Origin of the sequence: Sphingobacterium sp. WOUb80 (assembly GCF_050058145.1) — a bacterium.
GTDB lineage: Bacteria > Bacteroidota > Bacteroidia > Sphingobacteriales > Sphingobacteriaceae > Sphingobacterium.
Genome location: NZ_CP165617.1, coordinates 4,522,857 through 4,548,709, shown reverse-complemented (window position 1 = coordinate 4,548,709; position 25,853 = coordinate 4,522,857). Strand labels below are relative to the sequence as shown.

Sequence of the window (25,853 nt, the reverse complement as noted above, 5' to 3'; positions counted from 1 at the left end):
TATTATTTTACTTCAGTTAATTGATTTGATTTCGCATAATAGAGATAGGCTTTAACGTTGTTATAGCCAAGGTTCTCCAAATTCTTTTTATAGTTGTCGACTTGGTACTTATGTCCGATATAGTCTGTTTGTGTAAACTTGAAATCCAGGACGATTGTTTCTTCTTCTGAGGTGAAGACTTTATCAGGACGGATGGTCTCACCTTTGGCGGTAATGATACTCGCCTCGTTCCAGATCTTATAATTTCCGGTAAGCCATTTATTGATCATGGGGTGTTTCCAGATCTGATTGATCTCTTGCATGAGAAAGGGTTCTTCCTCTTTGGAGAGAATACCTTCTTGGATCAGTTGGCGGACTAGTTTATGGATATCTTCTTCCTTTGAAATCTGAGCCATAATATCATGGGCCAATATACCGTACTGTGCCGCTTTTTCTAGCATCATGATATCATTGATGCTGCGTGAGCTCGATTTTTCTAAGGCCATTTCCAATTCTTTGGAAATAGGATAATGGCTCAGCGAAATAATATTGTCTTTTTGAGCCTGATGTTTTTTTTGTTCGATCGTTTGGTCGATGTATACACCTTTTTCTTCCAGTGCAAACGGAGCTATCGGGGTATCCAAGACCTGATAGAGTACATCGCTGATATATTCGTCTTTCATATCATAGCCTGTAATCTCGCCCGTCTTTTTATCAACAGTTTCTTTAAAGGACGGAGCTGTAATATAAAGGTGCTCAACTGCGCGGGTTGTTGCCACATAGAATGTATTGAGTGCATCCATGTAGTTGAACAGCATCTCTTCAAAGTATTGTTTGAAAAAAACAGATTTTCCGACGGTGGAAGTATATTTAATTGGAATTTTTCCCAATTGAGCAAAGGGTGTATCTGACGTCTCGATCCAAAAATCGCCATTGATCATGCCGTCGAGATCCCAGGAACAAAAAGGAATCATCACCACATCATAAGCCAGCCCTTTTGATTTGTGGATTGTGGTTACTTCGATCGCATTAATTTCTCCGTTGGAAGGGAGCACGGCCCGATTACCATCTTCTTCCCAGAATTCCAGAAACTGTATAATTCCACGTTCGCCGTTGGTGGAGAAGGTTGAGATCATATCTTTGAATGCGAGGAGGTAGGGGAGATGAATGTTGTCCATGGTTGTGAAACCGTAGATTTCAATAAGCTTTTCAATCAAATGAACCAAAGGCTGTTTCTGTGCCATTTCCCAGGAGTCAATCAGCGCCTCAGGGAGATAGGCTTTAAGAGCATGGATATCATTGACAGCAAATTTTAACCACGCATCCTGATCGATTGTGTTATTTTGTATATGCTGATAGAGATAGACCATCTTTGCTTTATGGATGGTATGTTTATCCGAATTATAGACTAGCGCTTTCAAAGTTTCGATCAACAATAATACGGCATCATTACTCGCCAGCGACAGCGCATCACCGGATATGACTTCAAATGCAAGCTGCTGTTCTTTTTTGAAGTCCATGAGTTTCTGGATGACCGATTTGGCTTGCGCATTGCTCCGCACCAGAATCCCGATCTGCTGTGATTGATAACGTCCGCTACGGAGCCAGTCACCTATTTTCTGACATAGTTGTACAAGCGATTCCTCAATAACCTGGTTTCTTCTGTAACGCCCATCAGTAACGGGGATGTAGGAGATCTCAATGGATCCTAATTGGTCAAGGTTTCCTTTTTTATGTTTAGGGACTTCCTGTTGGCTGTTTTCATAAGCTTTGACAAGCATCTGATCATTGCCAGAAGAAACCCACCACTGTTTACCTTCTTCATCGAGGCTTTCGGATACTTTTTCATTCAGTACCTGTTGCAGGTGCTGGGGAATACTGCTAAACAGATAATTGTTTAATTGAATGATATTCGGAAGACTTCTAAAATTGGTGTCGAGGCTTCCGTTTTCGATAAAAGTCGTTTTGCCATGCTCATCCAGGTGAAAGGCCTGGCCAACCTGTTGCTCGACCTGTTGCAGGAGGATACGCCAATCCCCGTTTCGCCAGCGGTAGATACTTTGTTTAACATCACCTACAATCAGGTGTTCGCTGACTGTGCCTCTGGCATCTGCTAATGCATTGATCAATAGGGGGCTGTAGTTTTTCCATTGGATCCGCGAGGTATCCTGAAATTCGTCGAACAAAAAGTAGTTGAAGCGATTGCCGATTTTCTCCCAGATAAATGTGGGATCACTATTTTCATCAAGTCCGAGTTTATTTAATAGAATCTGCGAATCGGAAATTAATTGAGCCCCATTGTCCCGTCGCCACTGTGTCAGTAAGTCGCTCATTTCCTTGAGCAAGCGTAGGTAATAGAGATTGTTCTGTACTGCTTGATAGGCAATATAAGCCGACAGGTTATCGTGTAGCTTTTGGAACGATGCCAGGATGGGGCTAAGTGCTGCGATAAGATCATGGCGTATATTTTTGTCACTATCCGTAAATGCATCTTCATTGTCGATCAATTGGAGATATTTTTCCAATACTTTGGCGATTTCAGAAGCGCTCAGTTTTTCTGTTTTTTTGTTGGTTTTGCTAGCGGATATTATTTTATTGCGCGATTTGCCTTTTAGGTCACTTTCGGAGATGTTAAATTTCTTGAACGTTTCACTAAACGCTTCAATCGTCATAGAGAGTGCTTCGGTGAAGGAGTTTATCTTCTGTTCAACCTCCTGATTAAGGAGATTAAAGACTTCCTTTGGATTGGCGGAGTTGATGTAACCATCAAATTCTTGGAAATTTTCAGAAAAAATAAGGCTTGCCAGGCCCATTAATTGTTGGCGGTAGTTCCAATTTTCATTTTTTGCTATTTTCTTTTCCGCATAGGCAATAATCCAGTCAAGGAGATCGGGGCGTTCATCCAGCAATTGATTCAGCATGACTGTGAGGTCATTTTTCACTTTATTGACATTCATTTCAATCTTATAAGCTGCATCAAGATTGAGTTCATAAGTAAATGCACGAATGACTTTTTGAGAAAAACCATCGATTGTACTGATCGTAAAATGACTGTAGTCATGTAGAATACGACGATAGACCCGATAAGCTTTCTCTTGTACGAGATGTGGATTCCAATCGGGCTGTTGCTCGAGTAAAAGCTTTCTGAAATCTTCAATTTTAGCGCTGGCATTGCCTGTTGCCAAACCATGGAGTACCGAAAGTATACGTTCCTTCATCTCCGCAGTTGCCTTATTGGTGAATGTTACAGCCAAAATCTCTTTATAGCTATGCTCGTTGGAAAGCAGGAGAGTGAGATAGTGCAAAGTCAAGCTAAAGGTTTTTCCCGAACCGGCCGAAGCTTTAAGTATTTTTAATGGCGCAACAGATTTCATAGAATGAAGGTATAAAGTAAAAAGTGAATTGGCAAAAATGTCGAAGACAATTTCGCCGGCAAAATACACAAGCGGTTCATCCTGTTTACATTTCGTAAAATAGCCCTTTTTTTCTGAAAGTGCCTGATCTTATTGGCCAGGAAGAACCTTCAGTTTGCTTTCATTGCTGTTGGTGTCTGCGAAGTCATGAAGGTTTTGAGGAGAAAGGCTATTTTGTACACTGATTTTTAAAGACTTATTTTAACTGCTGAATAGCAAGAACAAAACATTGGAGAACAGGGGCGGTGTTTAGCCTAAAAGCGGATACTGAAAGAAGCTAACCCTGTCGTTTTCAGTGAATTTTTATCAAATAATAATGATGATTAAAAAAAAATAACTATCTTTGCATCCCCTCTAGCATGAAGCTCGGGGGATATGTTGAATACATAAAATAAAATTAAAAAATGGCAACTAAAATCAGATTGCAAAGACACGGTAAAAAAGGACGTCCTTTTTACCACGTAGTCGTAGCGGATTCTCGCGCTCCACGTGACGGTAAATTCATCGAACGTATTGGTTCTTACAACCCAAACACAAATCCAGCAACTATCGTTTTGGATTTTGAAAAAGCTTTGGATTGGATGAATAAAGGTGCTCAACCAACTGACACAGCTCGTGCTATCCTTTCTTACAAAGGTGTTCTTTACAAGAAACACTTGCAAGGTGGTGTGAAAAAAGGTGCTTTTGATGAAGCTGCTGCTGAAGCTAAATTTACAGCTTGGACTGAAGCTAATGATGCAAGAATCTCTGGTAAAAAAGATGGTTTAGCACAAACTAAAGCTGAAGCTAAAAAAGCTGCTTTAGTAGCTGAAGCTAAGAAAAAAGAAGAAAAAGCTGCTGCTGTAGCTGCTAAAAATGCTCCTGTAGCGGAAGAAACTGCTGCTGAAGAGACTGAAGCTCCTGCATCAGAAGAAACTGAAGGTTAATTCTTTCATAAAGTATTCGAGAAAGCCGACTCAATCTTGAGCCGGCTTTTTTTGAAACAGCCAATAGGCAAATGGTTTGCCAAATCATGTCTCACATCTAATTGCTAAATACGAAAATATGACTATTGATCAAAGCTTTTACATCGGTTATGTCAGTAAAACAAGAGGTCTTAAAGGAGAGGTACAATTGTTTTTTGAATTCGAGGAATACGAGAGTCTGGATATGGATGTTGTCTTCGTAGAAGTCAACAAAAAGCTTGTTCCCTATTTTGTTGATACGATTAAATTTCAAAAAAATAGTACAGCTTATGTGACATTTGAGGATGTAGATCATATCGATAAGGCTCAGGTACTCGTTCGTAAAAAATTATATCTATCCAATGATAAAATGCCTGAGCGCGATCCAGATGATTTTAGGTATACTGATTTAATCGGTTTTTTAGTGATCGATGAAAGCCATGGTGAACTGGGTGAAATAACAGATGTTCAGGAATTTCCGCAACAATTTGTCGCAACAGTCGATATGGATGGCAAAGAGCTGATGTTCCCTTTATCGGACGATTTAATCTTAGGAATCGATGGTGAAGAGCAGATCATTGAAGTCGAATTGCCAGAGGGTTTAGTGGATCTCTATAAAGAATAAGCTATCCCCGAGCTTATTCAAATGAATAACGATATACTATAACTATTGCAGTAATTTCTTATCTTGGTTCGTGTATTATTATTGGCCATAATTATTAATTGATTTTGAAACCGTTATTACTGCTGCTATTCACATTTTCGTTGTCTTCTTGTGCTTTCTTTGGAAAGAAAAAGGAGTTTCCTGAAGGCAATTACCAAATGATATTTGGTTATTCAAATGAAGAGTATCGTAAATTAAAAAGCGAATCTCCCCAAAATGTGGAGGCAGATACCTATGGTAATGATCCTACTATATACCGATCCTTTCTCTCACTTCATGATAAAGACGAGTTTGTCCTGGCGATTGATGATATCTTACTTTTCGGCAAGTATAGATTCAATGGAGATCGATTAGAATTGACTGATGAGAAAAAAGGCAGCGTCGCATTGGATATTATTAAGGTAAAAGATGGTTTTGTTCAGCTGAGAGGTGATTTTTCACAGTTTAACTCAGCACGTGTCCCCACTACCGAAAGACTTTATATCAATTTTGCGTTAGATAAAACCCTTGTTCGGGAGACGCCCAGTAAATTTGATAGCCAAGTGAATCTCTGGCGGAACGCGCCTGTAAAATCAGAAAATGAAAAGGAGATAAAAGCCAGAGCTTTGAATTTTGTAGATTATTCTATCGCTTATTTTCAGCATATATCAAGTTCCGGTACACATCACGATTATCGAATGGATGGTGTTGAATCGCCAATTATCTATGCTGAGAATGGTATTGTGCTAAAGCAGTGGGCAGACGTTCCTGCATCATGGAAAGAATTGTTTTACAACGAACAGAATGCATTGCTCGCTTATCAATATTTATTTGATGGTTTTAAATATGGGTCGAAAGAGGAGTATCATGTTACAGGGCTCTTATTGATCACATTTTATCTCAAAAATCTACGGAATTCCCTGGCGACTAATCTTTAGTCAACTGTTATGATTCAGTCAATATCTTCTTAGTCCATGAACCTCAATCGCTACTTTCACCTATTTTTTTAAAATCGTCGGTTTTTGGTGGCGTGTAAATTCCTGTTGTTGCCTGGGAATAAATCTGAAGCCGTATTTATTGCAGTCTTTTTGTCGCTATTTTTGCCTTTTCGAAAAAATATTTTTGTCTTTTGATTTTTTAAAACGATATTAGCAACGCTTATAGAGAAAGGCCGAGGGACTAGACCCAGTGAAGCCTTAGCAACCTGTATTGTTCAAGGTGCTAAATTCTACCCTGCTCCATGTGGGAAAGATAAGTTACATGTAGATAAACGATTCCTCGACTTGTGCGTTTCGATGTAAGCCAACCAAACTAAAAACAGTTTTTTAATGAAGATTATCGATCATATCCAGAATGCCAAAGGAAAGACATTGTTTTCTTTTGAGCTATTGCCACCGGCGAAGGGACAGGGTATCCAAAGTATTTTTAAAACCATGGATGAACTGATGGAGTTTAAGCCCCCTTTTATCGACGTAACCTACCATCGAGAAGATTATATCTACAAGGAGCATGCGAGTGGATTACTGGAGCGCGTATCTTATCGTAAACGTCCGGGGACAGTGGCGATATGTGCTGCCATCATGAATAAATATAAAGTGGATGCCGTTCCTCATTTGATATGTGGTGGTTTTACGAAAGAGGAAACCGAAAATGCACTGATCGATTTGAATTTTTTGGGTATAGATAACGTTTTGGTATTGCGGGGGGATGCGCGTAAAGGAGATGCCGATTTTATCCCAACCGATGGCGGACATGCTTTTGCAACGGATCTATTGGAACAGGTAACTGATATGAATAAAGGGAAGTATCTGCATGAAGATATTATCACATCAGAGAAGACTGATTTTTGCATCGGCGTAGCGGGGTATCCCGAAAAGCATTTTGAATCACCAAATTTCAACACGGACTTTAAATATCTAAAACAAAAAGTCGATATGGGAGCGGAATTTATTGTGACTCAGATGTTCTTTAATGTCGAAAAATACAAGGAATTTGTTACAAAATGTAGAGACAATGGAATTCATGTGCCTATTATTCCTGGACTAAAACCATTGACAACGAAAAAGCAATTGGTGACTTTGCCTCGGATCTTCCATTTAGATATTCCGGAGGAACTAAGTGACGCTGTCGCGGCATGTAAAACGAATGCCGACGTCAGACAAGTCGGCGAGGAGTGGCTGGTACAGCAATGTCAAGAGCTGATTAAATTTGGCGCTCCGGTATTACATTTCTATACGATGAGTAATCCTGGTCCAACAAAGAAGATTGTTGAAAAGATAGCATAAATGGTAAACGGAAAGGGAGCATATAGGCTCCCTTTCTTGTTCGTATACCCCTATGGAAACTGCCATCTGATCTGACTTTTACGGATTTTTTATAAACCGACTTATATAACCTGAGTAGCATGTTTATTGTCAGTTATTTGTGTTAAATAGTGTTAATTAACCTATTGGAGTCAAGATAACTTTTTAACTTAAAGTGCTAAAAAGGATTTTAACAATAGACCAATTGACCTTATGACGTATAACAGATTAAATTCTCTACTCGGTTTTGCTTGCGGAATTATAGCTACATGTGTGTATATCGCTACGGTAGAAAGGACCGTAAGCTGGTGGGATTGTGGTGAATTTATCGCCTGTGCCTATAAATTGGAGGTGGCACATCAACCCGGAGCACCATTGTTTCTTCTTATTCAGAATATATTTTCTAATCTCGCTTTAGGGAATAAGGGGCAGATCGCCTATTGGATGAATATAGGTTCTGCAGTTTGCAGCGGACTTACCGTGACCTTTTTATTTTGGACAATAACGGCGATTGCCAAAAAGATACTTAATAAAAACAAACAGGCTTCTTTATCAACCTGTCTGCAGATCTTCGGCGCAGGAATTGTCGGTGCAATGGCATTTAGTTTCAGCGATTCATTTTGGTATTCGGCAGTAGAATCTGAAGTTTATGCAATGTCTTCCCTATGTACGGCAGTCGTATTTTGGGCAATTTTAAAGTGGGAAGTCCGCGCAGATGAAGAAGGTAGTGATCGTTGGCTGGTTTTTATTGCTTTTGTTATGGGGCTTTCGATTGGAGTGCATCTATTAAATCTTTTAGCAATCCCGGCTATCGCAATGGTTGTCTATTTCAGAAGGGCAAACCGGGTTAGTGCGAAAGGGACAATAAAAGCTTTCCTCGTAGGCGTACTGATCTTGGGCGCAGTTTTGTGGGGAATTATTCAATGGTTAGTCGGTTTAGCGGCTAAAGTGGATCTCTTATTTGTAAACTCACTAGGAATGGGATTTGGTAGCGGAATTTTCTTCTCTTGCCTATTATTAGGGGGATTGATAATTTATGGTCTATATTATTCCAATAAAAAGCAGAAATATACACTCAATACCGCTTTGTTGGTTTTTTGTTTTGTTTTATTTGGATACAGCTCTTACACCATGGTCATGATCCGGGGAAAAGCCAACCCATCCCTTAACAATAATGCGCCAGACAATGTATTTTCTTTTTTAGGTTATTTGAGCCGGGAGCAATATATTCGAGAGCCTTTACTCAAAGGACCCTATTATGATTCACAAGCCGTTGGTGTCGAAAGTAAAACGGGTTATCGTAAAGATGAATCCGGATATATTCCTTTTAGTCAGGTTGATAAGTATAAGTTTGATAAGGAAACTTTCTTTCCACGCATATATAGTCAAGATGGGGCCCATCAGGCTTATTATAGAAGTTATCTTAATTTAAAGGAGGGGCAACAGCCACAATTCTCTGATAATTTTAAGTTCTTTTTTAATTTTCAACTAGGCGATATGTATACCCGCTATTTCTTATGGAATTTTGTTGGTAGACAGAATGACAGGCAAGGATATGGGACCTATAGTGACGGCAACTGGTTGTCGGGGATCAGACCATTAGATAATTGGCGTTTAGGGGGGCAAGATAAACTCTCCCAATCGCAGGAGCATGATCCGAGCCGGAATACCTATTTCTTTCTTCCGCTGCTTTTGGGGATCGCCGGTGCGATCTGGTTGTATAAAAACAATAAACCTTATACCTTGGTCTTGACCTTGCTGTTTGTGTTTACGGGAATAGCGATCGTTGTTTATCTCAACCAAACTCCGATGCAACCTCGGGAACGAGATTATGCTTACGTAGGGTCTTTCTATGCTTTTGCGATCTGGATCGGGCTGGGGGTAATTGCATTTGTTCGGTTTTTCAACCGTTTTGTACAAACACGGTACGCATTAGCGACGGGTATTTCTTTCGCTTTATTGGGAGGTCCTATTATTTTGGCTTATCAAAATTGGGATGATCATAATCGTTCTGAGAAATCGTTGGCAAGGGATATGGCACGTAATTATTTAGAATCCTGTGCTCCAAATGCGATCCTATTTACCTATGGAGATCATGATACATTTCCTGTTTGGTATTTGCAAGAAGTGGAGGGAGTACGCCCGGATGTCCGGGTTGTCGTTTTAAGCTATCTCACTGGCGATTGGTATATGCAACAGGCTAAGCAACCAACCTATCAAGCGGCAGGTCTCCCTGTGACGATTCCAGCTGAAAAGACAAAAAAAGGCGTCCGTGATTATATTCCTTTTGTGGATAGACAACTTGACAATGCCGTAGATATACAGCAATTATTACAGTTTGTTACATCGGATGACCCGGATTATAAGGTTCAGTTGAATTCTGGTGATATGGAAAACTATTTCCCTTCCAAGAAAGTCCAATTGCGCATTGATAAAGAGGAGGTGGTTAAGAAAAATGCGGTCCCGGCTTCTTTTCAAGGAGCTATTGTTTCTGCAATGGAATGGGAAATTCCGAATGATCATCTGACCAGGGCGGATTTAACCTTGTTGTCGGTGCTTGAAAATAATCATTGGGACAGACCAATATATTTTTCGAATATGCTACCAAGTGACATAAAATTGGGTTTGGATAAATACCTGGTCAATGAGGGCTTTACATCCCGGTTAATGCCTATTACTGCTACAGATCAGTCGATAGGAAAACGAAGTGAGCAGGGAGGGCTAGTTAACATAGAAGCGTTATATAACAATATTATGCATACGTACAATTGGGGTAATGTTAAAAATGCAAGATACTTGGATACAGATTCGTTTCGCTTTGCAAGCATGTATGCCCGTGATATATTTGGAAAAGCTGCCCGAATGCTCTTGGTCAATGGTCAGGTCAAACAAGCTGGAGAAGTAGCAAAAAAAGCATATGATCAATTACCTGATCGTGTATATGCGATGTCGGATGCCATCAATTATGCAGATATTATTGACAGTCTGTATCGCTCGGGGCAACCTCAGCTAGCCAACAGGATGATGGACCGAAACCTTGACTATGTTGCTGAAAATATGGAGTATCTACATCAGTTGGTGTCGGATAAGAAAAACCTGAGCTTCGAGTGGAATGATATTCAGACCGGTTTGGACTCTGTAGACCGGTATAAGGCTATCTTGTTGGAAGCAAAAGATACCAAGCGATTGGCACGAGTTGAGCGCTTGAGACAGCAATATCAAAATTGGTACGGAATAGAATAATTTTGATGATAAACTGAACCAAATTTACCCGGTCTGCCTAAACGGCAAATTGACCGCTATATTTGAGGTAAAAAAACCAGATGAGGCCTCTTCTAAAATATTGGAAGAGGCCTCGATACATATAGGATAGGGAATGAGCCAAATGATTAGAATTTCATGCCGACTCCAAAGCCGAGCAGGAAGGGGTTGATGTCTACTTTTGCCGGTATGGATAAGTTAGGTGCAAGATTTGATGCATCAACATTGACATCGGTTTTTAAAAGAATATACTTCGCATCCAAATTCACGAAATATTTTTCGGATAGCTTAAAATCAATTCCCAGCTGAGTCGCAAAACCGAAAGCATTATCATATTTTACATTCTTAACCGTTTGTCCCGCATTGACGTTATAGAATATGGTGTAATTTATTCCCGCACCTACATAAGGTTTAATGGCACCGTCGGGAAAGAAATGGTATTGTGCAGTCAGTGTGGGAGGAAGGAGCCATACGCTGCCAAGATCGACATTGCTGGATGAACTGCCACCAATGGCAGTCAGATTTGAACCTGTTGTATTAACTTTATGTTTTGTAGTCCCAAGGATCAATTCCGCAGCAATGTTTTTTGTGAAGAAATAGGTGAAGTCCAGTTCAGGGATAAATTTCGTATTGATGTCGACGTCTCCGCCTATTGTGTTGATATTGGCCGATTCGTTTGGCATGACTGTCACACCTCTCAGTCTCATTTGCCAGCGTTGATTAGGGATTGTTTGTGCCTGTAAACTTAATGCGCCCAAGGTGAGGGTTAGTGCAATTAAAAGTAACTTCTTCATATCGTTAATGGTATTTGTTTGCTGTAAAACTATTGCTAAAACCACAGCAAAAAAGTGACGATAATCAGGTTGAAAAATGAATGATACAATGCTTTGCTTATTGCAGATGGCGTATCTTTATAAATTACTGTTTAAAAAAAGGAAAGTATGGGAAGAAGGGGGCTGGAGTTTAGTTTAGCAAGATTAATGGGGATAGAAATCCTGCATGCCAAAGAATATTGAATGGATAGGAATGGCTGTAAAATAGAACAGGTCGGAATCAATCCGACCTGTTCTATTTTATAAGTTACGGTTTTACGCGTTTTTCTTCACTTCCTTACCCCAAGAATCTTTTAATGTAACCGTACGGTTAAAGACTAAATGAGTTGGAGTTGAATGTGTATCTAAGGTAAAATACCCCAATCGTATAAATTGATATCCTTTCTCCGAGGTTGCATTTGCAAGATCCGGTTCGATGTAAGCACGTTCAATAATATGTAGGCTTTCAGGATTGATCGATGCTTTAAAATCTTCGGCAGCAGCAGGATTTTCATCATTGAACAATCTGTCGTACAGTCTCACTTCGGCCTCTTTTGCATGTGGAACCGAGATCCAGTGGATTGTTCCTTTTACTTTTAATCCTGAAGTGTCTTCTCCTGATTTTGAGTTTGGAACATAGGTACAATGCACTTCTGTTACTTTTCCATTTTCATCTTTCACAAAATCATGACAGGTGACGATGTAAGCATGTTTTAAACGTACGGAAAGACCTGGTCCCAAGCGGAAAAATTTCTTTGGAGCGTCTTCCATAAAATCATCGCGCTCTATCCAAAGTTCTTTTGAAAATGGAATGGAGCGTGAGCCTTCTCCGCCTTCAACTTCAGGGTTGTTTTCACCAATAAGTTCCTCAACCTGATCTTCCGGATAGTTTGTGACCACCAATTTGATCGGGTCAAGTACAGCCATTCTGCGCCATGCCGTTTTGTTGAGATCCTCACGGATACAGAATTCCAAAAGGCTGACATCAATCATGTTTTCGCGTTTTTGAACACCAATCTTCTCACAGAAGTTGCGGATACTTGCCGGCGTATAACCTCTTCTCCTCAATCCTGAAATCGTTGGCATGCGCGGATCATCCCAGCTTTCGACAAATTTGTCATTGACCAGTTGCAACAACTTACGTTTACTCATGACCGTATAGGTCATATTCAAACGGGCAAACTCGTATTGTTTAGATGGGAAAATCTCCAATTTATCAATACACCAATCATAAAGTGGGCGATGTGGAATAAACTCCAATGTACAGATCGAATGTGTAATTTTCTCAATGGAATCGGATTGTCCATGTGCAAAATCATACATCGGATAGATACACCATTGATTGCCTGTTCTATGGTGATGAGCGTGTTTGATGCGGTATAACAAAGGGTCGCGCATGTGCATATTTGGACTAGCCAAATCTATCTTTGCACGGAGTACTTTTTCGCCATCTTTGTATTTTCCGGCACGCATGTCTGCGAATAAAGTCAGATTTTCTTCAATAGTTCTGTCGCGGTATGGTGTTGGAACCCCCGGTTCTGTAGGAGTGCCCTTTGCTGCCGCAATTTCTTCAGCTGTGCTATCGTCAACATAAGCTAAACCTTTTTTGATTAGCTCAACTGCATAACTGTATAATGTCTCAAAATAATCTGAAGTATATAATTCCTCTGCCCACTGGAATCCAAGCCATTGAATATCTTTCTTGATGCTTTCAACATACTCCGTATCCTCAGTGACAGGGTTAGTGTCATCAAAACGTAGATTAGTCTTGCCATTATACTGCTGTGCTAATCCAAAATTCAAGCAGATGGATTTGGCGTGACCAATGTGGAGGTAACCATTTGGCTCAGGAGGAAAACGTGTCAATACACGTCCGCCATGCTTTCCTGTACGAAGATCCTCTTCGACAATTTCCTCGATAAAATTTAATGATTTTTCTTCACTCATAGTACAAAGTTAATTATTCGCGGCGAGATATTAGCTAGGAGATCGTAGATATTCGGCTTAGTATGAGCGATCGAATGTGCTAGCTGTTTCGGTAAGAATGGGGAGACTTAATAACATTTGGACCTTCAATAAAAAAGGGACGAAACTTCGTCCCTTTTTACCGATTTTTATTACTACTCTATTTATAAGCGAAGACTTCACCTAGCTCATCATTATTGGTAAAAGTGCAGTGTTGATCGATCAATTCTCCCGTGCCGATATTGATAATCATGCCATGTACTGCAAGATCATCACGCTCTTTCCACGCATTTTGAATGATCGACGTCGCACACAGATTAAAAACTTGCTCTTGTACATTGAGCTCAATTAAACGGTCCACTTTTTTGTCATGTTCTTGGATCGCATCGATCTCTGCACTGTGTAGGCGATATACATCTTTGATATGACCCAGCCAGTTGTCGATAATACCATACTGCTTACGGCTTAAAGAAGCCGCAACACCACCGCAGCCATAGTGACCAGCGATAATCACATGTTTTACTTTCAGCACATTCACGGCATAGTCTAATACGGAAAGCATACTCATATCCGAGTGAATGACCATGTTGGCAATATTGCGATGTACGAATACCTCTCCCGGCTTTGTACCTGTCAATTCATTTGCAGGTACTCGGCTATCTGCACAACCGATCCAAAGAATTTCCGGATTTTGACCTTTAGAAAGCTGTTGAAAACGTCCTGTGTTGTCATTCTTTACGAAGTCCATCCACTCTCTATTTCCTTTAATGATATTGTCAAATCCTATTTTTAAATCTTTATTTTCCATATTCTTCTTATTTCACTCTTGCCCGAAGGCGTCGTTTTTATTTTATAATAATACAAATGTCTAAATTCATTGTTTACTTCAAACAACTTATTTTTATTGAAAATCTTTTCTTGATATTCAATAATCGTTCTCCCTGTTTCAACCCAGAGTTGTTGGCGGAACGATGGAAGGTAACGGCTTACGATATACGGCGTAGGCCTGTACCCTATGAAGGTTTCTTATAGACAACCTGCAAAAGTTCGATGTCTTTGCCCTTACTTCTTGCATTCTGTTCAAAATCTTTGATGACTTCGATGACATCCTTGTCTATAAATTTACTGAATGTCCCATCAATACGGATTTTGCTGATCGATTTTGGTAAGCTGTACAATTTCTGCTGGATGGGAACTTTATTCAAAAATGATACTTCCTCAGCTAATGTAATGACAGCTTTATCTTCTTCATTGTCTTTTTCAATATTATATTTAAAAGCATTTTTCATATTTGCTCTCAAGATATAGAATGTCGCCACGACAATACCTATTCCTACGCCCATAAGGAGGTCGGTAAATACAATTGCTACAATAGTGACAAAAAATGGGATAAATTGATCTAGACCTTTTCTGTACATGGAGGTAAACAAACTAGGTTTAGCCAATTTATACCCCGTATGGAGGAGGATAGCCGCCAGACAGGCCAAAGGAATCATATTCAGCATTGTCGGGATGGCAAGCATCGCGACTAGCAGCCAAATGCCGTGCATGATTGCCGATTGTCTGGTTTTTCCACCTGCATTTACGTTGGCCGATGAGCGTACAATGACTGATGTCAGTGGCAGACCTCCTAGAAGTCCGCTTGTCATATTTCCGATCCCTTGTGCAACAAGTTCGCGGTTAGTTGGCGTATTCCTTTTGTAGGGGTCTATTTTATCAACGGCCTCGATGCTCAATAAGGTCTCAAGGCTGGCGATAATCGCAATGGTAAATGCTGCGATCCACACCTCTTTGTTGGCAATCTGCGTGAAATCTGGAAGGGTAAATAATCCTGTGAATTCGGAAAATGATCCTACAATAGGTACCAGAACAAATTGTTTGTCATGCAATTGGAATGCTGAACCGTTGAAAAGATAAGCTAAGCTTACGCCTAGAATCACGACAACCAATGGGGCCGGAATCTTATTGAGCTTTGGAATAGATGGCCAAAAGATAAGGATAGCCAATGATAAGGCGCAAATGATCAAGGCGCCAAAGTTGATCGCAGAGACTATTGTATCAAAATAGGCGCCAATACCGTGTCCATTGTCCATTTCGAAGGCATGTGCTTCTATCAAGCCTAATGCCAAGGGAATTTGCTTCATGATAATTGTAATACCGATGGCAGCCAGCATCCCTACAATGACCGCTGAAGGGAAATAATTGCCGATCATCCCAGCTTTTAATATACCAAGGATAACTTGCACTACGCCGGCGATTACAACGGCAAGTAGAAAGGTTTCATATGCACCTAGGCTTTGAATTGCACCTAAGACAATAACTGTAAGACCAGCAGCTGGTCCGCTTACACTGAGTGGTGATTTACTGATTGAAGCGACAACGATTCCACCAATTACACCAGTCAATAATCCTGCAAACAATGGCGCACCAGAGGCCATTGCAATTCCCAAACATAATGGAAGTGCCACCAAAAACACCACAACACTAGCAGGGAAGTCATATTTTAAGTCTCTTTTCGATAATTTTAGAAAAGCCGACGTACGAGTTCCAAACATAAAATTTGTGTTTATCTGTAAAAAAAATTCATCTGGCAACCTTTACGTTACTGCAGCATTATGTCGCGTATATCGTTTGACATGCAGCATTAAAAAATGCGTTGTGCTGGGTAAATCCAACGATAAAATTCGATCATGCTAGAGCAGACAGATTACTTCAGAAAAATCAAGGATACCACACATGCTTTCTCTTTCGCATGCAGGTCGATGGGAGTACACCCCTTAAGGATGCCTTTATGAATAGTTAGGAGGCGGTGTTGGAACCGTAGGATGGAAAGCTAAAATGCTTTTCTCATTTTTAAGATAATTCTTCTGTTTTCCTTGGTTCTCAACGATAATGGTTTCAAATACAATAGGTTCTTCTGTTTTTGTATTGAAAAATTTTGAGGCGGTTTCAAGTGTATCATTACTTGCGCCGTTATTGTTTTCTATTTCCAGTTGTAAAACGACCTGTAAGATGGTGCTTTGATCTAAACTGTTGGAAAAAATAGGCGAAATAGAGATGGCCATCTTTGTGAAAAAGATGATAGCACAAAGGAATGCTGCCACAAATCTAAACCGCTTATTTAACATTTTTTATTACCTTTAATCTTACTGTTTTACATCGTAAAAATAGTAATTCTATGTTAAATTCAAATTAATAGTGCACTAAAAATAAAATTTGGCACGAAATTGTGACGAAGAGATTATTTTTTGAAAAGTTTTCAATTTTTATTGATTTATAAACATTAAGCCTTTCGTATGGCAAATAAAGAACAATTTATTGAGAAGGTCCAGGCTTCCTATAATCCCAAAGGAGCATTTATCTATCTGGGAGCGGGAATGCTTAATGGCGAAATTTTGGCAGAGGCAAAAGTGAATTTAGCCTTGAAAATGATGAACCGTCACGGACTTATTGCCGGAGCCACAGGAACTGGTAAAACACGTACGCTACAATTAATTGCTGAACAATTGTCTGATGGCTCTGTGCCTGTATTTATGCTAGATGTAAAAGGTGACCTATCGGGCCTAGCAGTGCCAGGGGTGACCAACCAAGCACTTATTGATCGGGGAAATGCTGTGGGGGTACCGTTTGAGCCATCGTCGTTTCCGGTAGAACTGTATTCACTTTCCGGCAATAAGGGGATTCCGATGCGGATTACTGTAGAAGATTTTGGTCCGGTCTTGCTGGGCCGGATACTCGAACTCAATGAAACACAGACGGGAGTATTGGCTGCGATGTTCAAATATGCACAAGATCACCAGATGCCGTTGATCGATTTTTCAGATACGAAGAAACTGCTGACTTACCTTTCAGAAGGACCCGGTAGCGAAGAGATCAAAGCTGATTATGGTAAGATTAGTTCGGCAAGCTCGGGAACCATCCTGCGTAAGATCGTCGCCTTGGAGCAGCAGGGTTTGGCTCATATCTTTGGCGAGAAAGAGTTTGATATCAACGATTTGTTTCAAAAGGTCGATGGTAGAGGGGTGATTAGCCTATTGAATATTTCTGATGTGCAAGATCAGCCGGTGCTTTATTCTACGTTCTTATTGAGCTTGTTGGCACAGCTGTTTAAAAATATGCCTGAGGTGGGTGACTTGGACAAACCTAAGCTGGTCTTTTTCTTTGATGAAGCCCATCTTCTGTTCAATGGGGCTCCTAAAGCCTTTTTGACACAAGTAGATCAAATCATTCGCCTTATTCGATCGAAAGGGATCGGTGTTTTCTTTTGTACACAGTCTCCAACCGATGTGCCGGAATCTGTATTGGCCCAGCTGGGGAATCGTGTGCAACATGCATTGCGAGCCTTTACACCCAACGATGCCGAAAATCTGAAGAAGACCGTAAAAACCTATCCAAAATCCGATTTTTATGAAATAGATCAGGTTTTGACTTCTTTGGGTACTGGACAAGCATTAATTACGGTATTGAATGATAAAGGTATTCCTACAGAGGTTGTTGCTACACATCTGGTGCCAGCGCGTGCCGTGATGGGCCCGGCTGATGATGCGACGGTGAACCAAATTATAAACCAGTCTGATTTGCGTGCAAAATACCAGGAGCGGCAAGAAAATCGCTCTGCGGCTGAAATCATAGATGAGCGAATGCAGGCCGCTGAGCAGGAACAACAACGTGCGGCGCAGGAAAAAGAAGCGGAGAAGGCAAGTCGGCCTTCTTCCAGGAGACAGACGCCTTTGGAAGCTGCACAACGAACGGCGACAACGACTCTAGCAAGAGAAGGCGTTAAGTTTTTGGGCAAATTGGCGACGGGGTTATTAAACGCATTCTTAAAAAAGAAATAACAATAATTTTTTGATTCTTTTCGTTTCAATACTATACCTTTGAAGGTGGAGCTGAACTTAGCTAAATTTGCTTTTAAGGGCAAATTTAGCTAAGTTTGCGGACGAAAAGAAAATTCTATTAACGCAATTTAAATATGAGTAAACCAACCCTTTTGATTTTGGCAGCAGGAATGGCTAGCCGGTATGGTTCTTTAAAACAAGTAGATGGTTTTGGCCCACACGGCGAGACAATTATTGACTATTCAATTTACGATGCCATTCGCGCAGGATTTGGAAAAGTTGTATTCATTATCCGGGAAGAATTTCTGGAAAAGATGAAATCGGTATTTGATGAAAAATTGAAAGGTAAAATAGAAGTAGATTACGCTTTTCAAGATTTTGACCTAACAAAATTCGGTGTTAACCACGTTATCGAAAGAACTAAACCTTGGGGTACTGCCCATGCGGTGATGAGCGCTAAGGATAAAGTGCATGAACCTTTTTGTGTAATCAATGCAGACGATTTCTATGGCTCGGATTCTTTTCAAAAAATGGCCCAATTCTTAACAACCGAAGTTTCTGATGAGCAAATGTCATTGATGGGCTTCCAGGTTGGAAATACCATGTCTGATTATGGTTATGTTTCACGCGGAGTATGTGAGGTTACCCCTTCTGGCCACATGGAAAGTGTAACTGAACGTACAAATATATACTATAAAGGTGAAGGTGACGATCGTAAAATCGTTTATGAAGAAAATGGTGTTGAAACAGACCTAGATCCAAAAACTCGCGTTTCGATGAATTTTTGGGGTTTTACACCAAAGATTTTCGAAGTAGCCCAGGCGATGTTCCCTGCATTTGTTGAGGAAAATAAGGAGAATTTAAAAGCAGAATTTTTTATCCCTTCTGTCCCTGATTATATGGTGAAACATAAGTTGGCTGATTTTAAAGTGATCCCAACTTCTTCGAAATGGTTTGGCGTAACTTATAAAGAAGATAAACCTATCGTACAAGAATCAATTTCAAAATTAGTAGCTGATGGAATATATCCAGAAAAGTTATTTTAAGAGCTAAAAGAAATACCTTATATTGAACCTGTATTGTCAAGCAATACAGGTTTTTTTTTGCCCTGTATGCTAGATGAATGAGTGGAAATAGATCTTAGATGAAAAAAATTCTTAAAGTGTTAGGTTATCTTATTTTAGGATTGTTGTCTTTTTGCGTGCTCTATATTGTTGCAGAATACAGCCTGTCGAGAATTTCGGCTCCAAGAAAAAATATAGACGAAGAGAAGACGATTCAGGTTTTTGTTCAGTCCAATGGAATTCATACCGATATTGTAGTGCCCGTCGTCAACGAAGAAATGGATTGGTCACTGCTATTTCCTTATGCAAATACGGTTGGTAAACATAGCGGATATCGGTATGTGGGTATCGGTTGGGGTGATAAAGGATTCTATTTAGATACACCAGAATGGAAGGATCTGAAAGCATCGACGGCCTTTGTTGCTGCCTTTGGATTGGGGGAGTCTGCCATTCATGTGACCTATTACAATTCAGTTCAGCAGGATGAGTTATGTTTTGCTTATCAAATCAGTAGATCCCAATATCGGGATCTGATAAAATACATAGAAGATTCGTTGGATCGAAATCAAGCGGAAACTATCTTGGTGAAAACAGATGCACAGTATGGTGATTCAGACGCTTTTTATGAAGCAAAGGGAGCCTATAGCATGTTTTATTCCTGCAATACCTGGACAAATAATGCCTTAAAGAAGGCGGCTATGCCAGCAGGTATATGGGCGACATTGGACAAAGGAATATTAAGCCACTATAAAAATAAGAAGTAGCTAGAAATCCATAAGCAGGATCTCGTTGAATGTGAAGTGGGATAGTGAAAATGATAGACATAAAAAAAGCTCCAGGATTAATCCCGGAGCTTTTTTTATGAGGAGGAGTGATTACTTCACTTCTTCGTAATCTACGTCAGTTACATCATCACCACCTTGGTTTCCACCTTGAGCTTGACCTGCATCACCTTGAGGTTGTTGTGCACCACCTTGAGAAGCAGCATACATTTCTTCAGAAGCAGCATTCCATGCATTTTGCAATTCTTCAGAAGCAGCATCGATATCAGCAAAGTTTTTCGCTTCGTAAGCAGCTTTTAATTTTGTTAAGCCCGCTTCAATTGGCGCTTTTTTATCTGCTGAAATTTTATCGCCATATTCTTTCAATTGTTTTTCAGTTGAGAAGATTAAAGCATCAGCTGCATTTACTTTGTCAGCTTCTTCTTTCATTTTTTTGTCAGCATCAGCATTTGCTTCAGCTTCTTCTTTCATGCGTTTGATTTCGTCGTCAGACAAACCTGAAGATGCTTCGATACGGATATTTTGTTCTTTTCCAGTAGCTTTATCTTTTGCAGATACTTTGATGATACCATTGGCATCAATATCAAAAGTAACTTCGATTTGAGGAACGCCACGAGGAGCTGGTGGAATGTCATTCAAATGGAAACGGCCGATTGTACGGTTTTGGTTTGCCATAGGACGCTCACCTTGTAAGATGTGAATTTCTACAGATGGCTGATTGTCTGAAGCAGTAGAGAACGTTTCCGATTTTTTAGTTGGAATTGTTGTATTTGCTTCGATCAATTTAGTCATCACACCACCCATTGTTTCAATACCCAATGAAAGTGGAGTAACATCCAATAATAAAACGTCTTTTACTTCACCTGTCAAAACACCACCTTGGATTGCAGCACCTAAAGCGACAACTTCATCAGGGTTTACACCTTTAGAAGGCTCTTTTCCGAAGAATGCTTTTACAGCGTCAACGATTGCAGGGATACGAGTAGAACCACCTACTAAGATAATTTCGTCAATATCAGATTTGCTGAAACCAGCATTTTTCAATGCAGACTCACAAGGAGCAATTGTTCTCTTGATCAAGTCAGCTGCCAAAGCCTCAAATTTAGCACGTGATAATGAACGAACTAAGTGTTTTGGACCAGTTGCATCTGCAGTGATATATGGTAAATTGATTTCAGTAGAAGTCGCGCTTGATAATTCGATTTTCGCTTTCTCAGCAGCTTCTTTTAAGCGTTGCAATGCCATTGGATCTTTTTTCAAGTCAAAGCCATTGTTTTCGCTTTTGAATTCTTCATTTAACCAGTTGATGATTACGTTGTCAAAGTCATCACCACCTAAGTGAGTATCACCATCCGTAGATTTAACTTCAAATACACCGTCACCTAATTCCAATACCGAAACGTCATGTGTACCACCACCACAGTCAAACACAACAATTTTCATGTCTTTGTGTGCTTTGTCCAAACCGTAAGCTAAAGCTGCAGCTGTAGGTTCGTTGATGATACGTTTTACAGATAAACCAGCGATTTCACCAGCTTCTTTTGTTGCTTGACGTTGTGCGTCGTTGAAATATGCAGGAACTGTAATAACAGCTTCAGTTACTTCTTGACCTAAGAAATCCTCAGCTGTTTTCTTCATTTTTTGAAGAATCATTGCAGAGATCTCTTGTGGTGTATATTTACGGTCGTCAATTTCTACACGCGGTGTATTGTTGTCACCTTTAACGATATTATAAGGTACGTGTTCAGCTTCTTTTACAGCTTCATCGTATGAAAGTCCCATAAAACGTTTGATGGAATAAATAGTTTTATGTGGGTTAGTAATTGCTTGACGCTTTGCTGGGTCCCCAACTTTGCGCTCGCCACCTTCTACGAAAGCTACGATCGAAGGAGTTGTACGTTTACCTTCGTTGTTCGTAATTACTACAGGCTCGTTACCTTCCATTACGGCAACACATGAGTTTGTAGTACCTAAGTCAATTCCTATAATTTTAGACATATCTTGTGTTTTAATTTTTTACTTAAATAAATTCTATCAGTCTATTATCAACCCTTATGCCAATCCAAAAGTTTTGTAAAAAAAACACTATTTGTCATCAATTTGTCCTTAGGTACTGCCAAACTGACATTTTCAATACACCAGTTGTTCTAATATCCTTTTTTTGGCTGACTCGTTTTGGCGATTGCGTGGCATATATCTGCCAAAGATTTCCGAGAATTCAGCAAGTTTCATTTTTTTTGATTTTTTATCCCGCCAGTCAGCAGGAACAAGTTTATTGGTATAGGCGATATTTGTAGCCCAATATTGAATGTGCATTTCAGGGATGACAAGACCCAATATCATGCCTGGGAGGCCATGGCTTAATGCTGGTCCTGCCGAGACTGGAATCTCTTCCGAATAGTAAGCGATCAGATAGAGTGAGTCTTTGGTAGCACCATTGACTCTGCGGCAGTTTACTCCGGCAATATTGCGGAATTCCTCGGTGAAACGCCAGGTAATGCTGTCCAAAGTTTCTGAAAGAATGTATTTTTCGTCAATGTCAAGCTGAATGTCTGCTGTACCAGCTTTTAGATCCTGGTAGAGGACTTTGCCGTTCTTGTTGGCACCGCCTCTAAATTGCCCCCTTTGGTTTCCTCCGATTCGGGCTGCACCCTGAGATCTACCCCCTCTGCCATTGGACGATGTTATTGTAGGTGCAGCCATTTTTACTTCACCACGTTGTTTTTCGCTATCTATGCTTTCCTCAGGCATCAACACGGTAGAATTCTCGTCAAAGTAGAAGTTTAGTTTTTCTGTATGCGAATCTGGCATCCTGTCTAGATATTCCGACATTCCCATACCTCTGTCCATCCTTTTCGAGCTCATCTCGTTAGAGAGCTGACGCATGCGGGCTTTCGTATACGTGACTTTGTCAAAACTGATCGTACCCCTACTTCCAAAATAGGCATATTGCGCCTGAAGCGATAAACCGAATAGGCAGCAGATGATTACTGTTAAATATATTTTTTTAATCATTTCCTTTTCCTAGATATTTATTAAAATCCCATTTTACACCGACCAAAAAATACTGTGTTAATACCTGTTGAACAGATTCAGAGTAATTGGTGTCACTCGAATTGCGGCGTGTGTTATTAAACGTGTTGAAAAGGTCAAAGGCCTTTAAGCTGAGTGTCATGCTCTCATCCTTCAGTACTTTTTTCTCCAATTCGATATTGGTATAAAATTGATTGATTGATTTCTTATAGAGTTTCGTGGGACCTGTATAGCTATAGAATATGTTGGCCATGATATTAAACTTCTTCGGTAGAAAGTATTTGACATAGGCCGAGGTCCCACCTTGAAAACTTGTTGCGTTGTATTGTGTATTGATTGAATTTTGCTGGATATTAAAACCGGCGTTCGCGGAAAGATCAAAATCGAATCCTTCTGAATCTTGTTCATTTAAGCTAGAACCTAAACTAAAGTTGGTATTCTTTGCATTATTCAACAGAAACTCGCCGCCGGATTGTCCGCCTTCAAATTTGGTATAGCTATAGCTATTGTTAAACCTGACGTTTGCACTCTTGTTAAAATTGATGCGACGATTGGCCAATGGCTGCATATGATTGATGTTCAAACCGCCATTCCAGTTGGATTTACCCGATAGGTTTTCATAAGAACTGATCTGAGCCGAATTGTCTAGTATGGTTGTTTTGTTGACAATAGGATTGTTAACGAATGACAAGTTCCCGTTGATATTAATATTCGTTCCTTTCAATAAACTGAACGCATTATAATTGGCCGAAATATTATTGTTCACCGCGCGTTTTAGGTCGGGATTACCAACTTGTTGAAATAAAGGATTGGTCTGGGGCTGTAGTGGTTGTAGCTGGTCAAACGATGGAATGATATTGGAACTTTGATAGGCTAAACGTATATTTCTACTATTTGAAATACGGTAATTGGCATCAACATTTAAATTGTTGTCCCAAAAATTACGAGCAAGATCGATTGATCTATAACTATCATTTAACTTTTGATTCTTGTAGAATGTGCGGTTGGAAAAATTGATCTCCAGCTTTTCTTTGCGATAGGAAAAGTGCACATTAACACCCTGATTGGTATTGTCGTCGATCTGATTTTGAGAATAAAGGGAATCCAATTTTTCGGTAATATTGTCTATTGATCTTTGGGTGTTTGTATTCTTCGAATGATTGAAACTATAGCCCAACGCGAGGTTGATGTAGTCGTTGATCCGGTTATTGAAGTTGATCGAAGAATTGAAATCATTACCTTTATTATTGCCGTATCGAGTTTGGTTGATAATTGTGCTATCCCCCGTTTTGTAGAAATAAGTTCGTGAATTGACTTTACTTTCTGAATCTGATTCTTTGTGATTGTTGCCGACCATCAGGTTTAAAGAACGTCCCGCTTTTAACCGTTTTCTATAATTTAATCGAAAATTATTGTTCGAGCTTGAAGAGTTCGATTGATTGTTTTCCCTAAAGTCGCTGATCGGATTTCCCGAATCATCGCCTGTTTTACTGTCTGTATACGTCTGACTCGTGTTGCTTGCCCAGTTGGCATTGGATTGGAGTTCCATATTTTGCGTGGAATCCAGCCGCATGCTGAGGTTCGACCTGAGACCATTGCTTCGGCTATGTCTCTCGCTATCGTTTTTACTGTTTTTTTCCTGAATGGATTGGTCAGGTAGCACATTTTTATTGTAAGTCTCTGAGTGGTTCTTGTTGCTGTTGTTGTCATAACCATAGTTGGCGTTTACCTTTAAGGCCTTTTTGAAGAACTGATTTTCATAGTTGGCCCCAAGATTTGTGTTCAGTGGTTCGCCTGTAATTTGGTTGTTCATTCGTAAAGAACCTTCACGACCACTTGAACTCCCCATGTTATTGTGACTGCCCGTGATGCCAATGCGCTCAGTCTTATTGAATTTGGCTGCAAAGAGATTTCCAGCATACAATCCTTTGGATCCCGCCAATGCCTCCATGTTCCCAAAGATACCCTTTCTTGCTTTCTCCTTAAGGACTACGTTAACGGTTTGGATCCTTACGCCATCATCGATGCCTGACAGCTCCGCTTCCTCGGATTTTTTCTCATAGAGCTGCACCTTGTCAACGGCATCTGCCCGTACATTTCGAATGGCTATTTTGGGATCATAACCAAAAAATTCTTCCCCATCGATAAACACTTTCTGTACGGATTTTCCTTGGGCCGTGATACTTCCATCGCCGGTAACTGTGAAACCGGGAAGACGACGTAGTAAATCTTCTAACTTGGCATTCTTTTCTGTTGCAAAACTCGCTGCATCATATTCGATGGTGTCACCTTTCAGTGTAATTGGAAGACGACGGGTAACAATTACCTCCTGCAAGACATTTTTTTGAGAATTGATTTTAATATCATGTAAGTCGAGATCTTTGTCTGCGATTTGGATCGTATCACTATAGAGTTCAAACTTGGGATAAGTGGCCAAAATAATGTAGCTTCCCGGTTTGATATTTTTTACCTGGAACTTTCCCTCCTCGTTGGCTCGGTTAAAATAACGGAGAACTGAATCGCGATTCAATAAAATAATTGAAGCATTGGTAAGCGGTTTATCATCTGCTTTATCTAGAATCCTCCCTTTGATGTTTATTTGGGAGTAAGCACTGTTGATAACGATAAATAGTAAAAGTATTAATTGAACTAATCTTTTCATGTACGGGTTGTATCTTTCAAAGATAATTTACTTAATCGTTAATAAATGTAAAATATCTTTTCTGAATGTAAAATCTTTGGTATATGAGGTAGAGGAGAGGACATTTTTTGTTGCTATAAATGTGCTTTTCGAAAATCATATTTTTTATTGCATT

17 protein-coding genes and 1 riboswitch are annotated in these 25,853 nt (G+C 40.0%); of the genes, 8 read left to right on the top strand and 9 right to left on the bottom strand.

Annotation, left to right across the window (positions count from 1 at the left end; all coding sequences use genetic code 11):
• Positions 1–2: 2 nt before the first annotated feature.
• Positions 3–3,353: a UvrD-helicase domain-containing protein gene (locus AB1Z56_RS18885; RefSeq protein WP_309365604.1), complete on the bottom strand. Its 3,351-nt coding sequence runs from the start codon at positions 3,351–3,353 to the stop codon at positions 3–5.
• A 443-nt stretch (positions 3,354–3,796) separates the two neighbouring features.
• Between AB1Z56_RS18885 and AB1Z56_RS18880 the strand changes: the two genes are divergently transcribed.
• The 5 genes from AB1Z56_RS18880 to AB1Z56_RS18860 all read left to right on the top strand — a co-directional run bounded on the left by AB1Z56_RS18880 (position 3,797) and on the right by AB1Z56_RS18860 (position 10,525).
• Entirely contained in the window at positions 3,797–4,318 is a 522-nt protein-coding gene (locus tag AB1Z56_RS18880) for a 30S ribosomal protein S16 (RefSeq protein WP_075994449.1), read from the top strand.
• A gap of 118 nt (positions 4,319–4,436) precedes the next feature.
• Positions 4,437–4,961, top strand: a complete 525-nt coding sequence (gene rimM, locus AB1Z56_RS18875; protein ID WP_309365606.1) for a ribosome maturation factor RimM — start codon at positions 4,437–4,439, stop codon at positions 4,959–4,961.
• A 104-nt stretch (positions 4,962–5,065) separates the two neighbouring features.
• Positions 5,066–5,917, top strand: coding sequence for a hypothetical protein (locus AB1Z56_RS18870; protein WP_309365608.1), 852 nt, complete (start codon positions 5,066–5,068; stop codon positions 5,915–5,917).
• A 217-nt stretch (positions 5,918–6,134) separates the two neighbouring features.
• Positions 6,135–6,237: riboswitch (SAM riboswitch) on the top strand.
• A 70-nt stretch (positions 6,238–6,307) separates the two neighbouring features.
• The gene (locus tag AB1Z56_RS18865; protein ID WP_309365610.1) at positions 6,308–7,264 is read left to right on the top strand and encodes a methylenetetrahydrofolate reductase; all 957 of its coding nucleotides are present in this window, start codon (positions 6,308–6,310) and stop codon (positions 7,262–7,264) included.
• Between the two features lie 231 nt (positions 7,265–7,495).
• Positions 7,496–10,525, top strand: a complete 3,030-nt coding sequence (locus tag AB1Z56_RS18860; RefSeq protein WP_426789862.1) for a glycosyltransferase family 117 protein — start codon at positions 7,496–7,498, stop codon at positions 10,523–10,525.
• A gap of 146 nt (positions 10,526–10,671) precedes the next feature.
• Here AB1Z56_RS18860 and AB1Z56_RS18855 read toward each other — a convergent pair whose 3' ends face one another.
• The 5 genes from AB1Z56_RS18855 to AB1Z56_RS18835 all read right to left on the bottom strand — a co-directional run bounded on the left by AB1Z56_RS18855 (position 10,672) and on the right by AB1Z56_RS18835 (position 16,448).
• On the bottom strand, positions 10,672–11,337 hold the full coding sequence (locus AB1Z56_RS18855; protein WP_309365614.1) for an OmpW/AlkL family protein: 666 nt from the start codon (positions 11,335–11,337) through the stop codon (positions 10,672–10,674).
• 294 nt (positions 11,338–11,631) lie between these two features.
• The gene (locus AB1Z56_RS18850) at positions 11,632–13,302 is read right to left on the bottom strand and encodes a glutamine--tRNA ligase/YqeY domain fusion protein (RefSeq protein WP_309365616.1); all 1,671 of its coding nucleotides are present in this window, start codon (positions 13,300–13,302) and stop codon (positions 11,632–11,634) included.
• A 178-nt stretch (positions 13,303–13,480) separates the two neighbouring features.
• Positions 13,481–14,128 carry a carbonic anhydrase gene (locus tag AB1Z56_RS18845; protein ID WP_309365618.1) on the bottom strand — a complete coding sequence of 216 codons (648 nt, stop codon included), beginning with the start codon at positions 14,126–14,128 and terminating at the stop codon, positions 13,481–13,483.
• 205 nt (positions 14,129–14,333) lie between these two features.
• Positions 14,334–15,875 (bottom strand): SulP family inorganic anion transporter, encoded by a 1,542-nt coding sequence (locus tag AB1Z56_RS18840; RefSeq protein ID WP_309365620.1) that lies wholly within the window; start codon positions 15,873–15,875, stop codon positions 14,334–14,336.
• Between the two features lie 234 nt (positions 15,876–16,109).
• Entirely contained in the window at positions 16,110–16,448 is a 339-nt protein-coding gene (locus AB1Z56_RS18835; RefSeq protein WP_309365622.1) for a hypothetical protein, read from the bottom strand.
• Positions 16,449–16,616: 168 nt separating this feature from the next.
• Here AB1Z56_RS18835 and AB1Z56_RS18830 point away from each other — a divergent pair, with 168 nt between their 5' ends.
• From AB1Z56_RS18830 to AB1Z56_RS18820, 3 genes are all read left to right on the top strand, one after another.
• Positions 16,617–18,158, top strand: a complete 1,542-nt coding sequence (locus tag AB1Z56_RS18830; RefSeq protein ID WP_309365624.1) for a helicase HerA-like domain-containing protein — start codon at positions 16,617–16,619, stop codon at positions 18,156–18,158.
• A gap of 134 nt (positions 18,159–18,292) precedes the next feature.
• The gene (locus tag AB1Z56_RS18825) at positions 18,293–19,204 is read left to right on the top strand and encodes a sugar phosphate nucleotidyltransferase (RefSeq protein WP_120335075.1); all 912 of its coding nucleotides are present in this window, start codon (positions 18,293–18,295) and stop codon (positions 19,202–19,204) included.
• Positions 19,205–19,302: 98 nt separating this feature from the next.
• Positions 19,303–19,986, top strand: a complete 684-nt coding sequence (locus AB1Z56_RS18820) for a TIGR02117 family protein (RefSeq protein WP_309365627.1) — start codon at positions 19,303–19,305, stop codon at positions 19,984–19,986.
• Positions 19,987–20,097: 111 nt separating this feature from the next.
• Here AB1Z56_RS18820 and dnaK read toward each other — a convergent pair whose 3' ends face one another.
• The 3 genes from dnaK to AB1Z56_RS18805 form a co-directional block, all read right to left on the bottom strand.
• Positions 20,098–22,002 carry a molecular chaperone DnaK gene (gene dnaK, locus AB1Z56_RS18815; protein WP_120335073.1) on the bottom strand — a complete coding sequence of 635 codons (1,905 nt, stop codon included), beginning with the start codon at positions 22,000–22,002 and terminating at the stop codon, positions 20,098–20,100.
• A 132-nt stretch (positions 22,003–22,134) separates the two neighbouring features.
• A complete protein-coding gene (locus tag AB1Z56_RS18810) occupies positions 22,135–23,019 on the bottom strand; it encodes a GLPGLI family protein (RefSeq protein ID WP_309365629.1) in 885 nt (294 codons plus the stop codon).
• Positions 23,012–25,699 carry a TonB-dependent receptor gene (locus AB1Z56_RS18805; RefSeq protein ID WP_309365631.1) on the bottom strand — a complete coding sequence of 896 codons (2,688 nt, stop codon included), beginning with the start codon at positions 25,697–25,699 and terminating at the stop codon, positions 23,012–23,014. The genes AB1Z56_RS18810 and AB1Z56_RS18805 overlap by 8 nt, the downstream gene beginning before the upstream one ends.
• Positions 25,700–25,853 lie beyond the last annotated feature (154 nt).

Excerpts from the sequence above, each read along its gene's own strand:
- AB1Z56_RS18885 (WP_309365604.1), bottom strand. The coding sequence starts at position 3,353 with ATGAAATCTGTTGCGCCATTAAAAATACTTAAAGCTTCGGCCGGTTCG.
- AB1Z56_RS18880 (WP_075994449.1), top strand. The coding sequence starts at position 3,797 with ATGGCAACTAAAATCAGATTGCAAAGACACGGTAAAAAAGGACGTCCT.
- rimM (WP_309365606.1), top strand. The coding sequence starts at position 4,437 with ATGACTATTGATCAAAGCTTTTACATCGGTTATGTCAGTAAAACAAGA.
- AB1Z56_RS18865 (WP_309365610.1), top strand. The coding sequence starts at position 6,308 with ATGAAGATTATCGATCATATCCAGAATGCCAAAGGAAAGACATTGTTT.
- AB1Z56_RS18860 (WP_426789862.1), top strand. The coding sequence starts at position 7,496 with ATGACGTATAACAGATTAAATTCTCTACTCGGTTTTGCTTGCGGAATT.
- AB1Z56_RS18855 (WP_309365614.1), bottom strand. The coding sequence starts at position 11,337 with ATGAAGAAGTTACTTTTAATTGCACTAACCCTCACCTTGGGCGCATTA.
- AB1Z56_RS18850 (WP_309365616.1), bottom strand. The coding sequence starts at position 13,302 with ATGAGTGAAGAAAAATCATTAAATTTTATCGAGGAAATTGTCGAAGAG.
- AB1Z56_RS18845 (WP_309365618.1), bottom strand. The coding sequence starts at position 14,128 with ATGGAAAATAAAGATTTAAAAATAGGATTTGACAATATCATTAAAGGA.
- AB1Z56_RS18840 (WP_309365620.1), bottom strand. The coding sequence starts at position 15,875 with ATGTTTGGAACTCGTACGTCGGCTTTTCTAAAATTATCGAAAAGAGAC.
- AB1Z56_RS18835 (WP_309365622.1), bottom strand. The coding sequence starts at position 16,448 with ATGTTAAATAAGCGGTTTAGATTTGTGGCAGCATTCCTTTGTGCTATC.
- AB1Z56_RS18830 (WP_309365624.1), top strand. The coding sequence starts at position 16,617 with ATGGCAAATAAAGAACAATTTATTGAGAAGGTCCAGGCTTCCTATAAT.
- AB1Z56_RS18825 (WP_120335075.1), top strand. The coding sequence starts at position 18,293 with ATGAGTAAACCAACCCTTTTGATTTTGGCAGCAGGAATGGCTAGCCGG.
- AB1Z56_RS18820 (WP_309365627.1), top strand. The coding sequence starts at position 19,303 with ATGAAAAAAATTCTTAAAGTGTTAGGTTATCTTATTTTAGGATTGTTG.
- dnaK (WP_120335073.1), bottom strand. The coding sequence starts at position 22,002 with ATGTCTAAAATTATAGGAATTGACTTAGGTACTACAAACTCATGTGTT.
- AB1Z56_RS18810 (WP_309365629.1), bottom strand. The coding sequence starts at position 23,019 with ATGATTAAAAAAATATATTTAACAGTAATCATCTGCTGCCTATTCGGT.
- AB1Z56_RS18805 (WP_309365631.1), bottom strand. The coding sequence starts at position 25,699 with ATGAAAAGATTAGTTCAATTAATACTTTTACTATTTATCGTTATCAAC.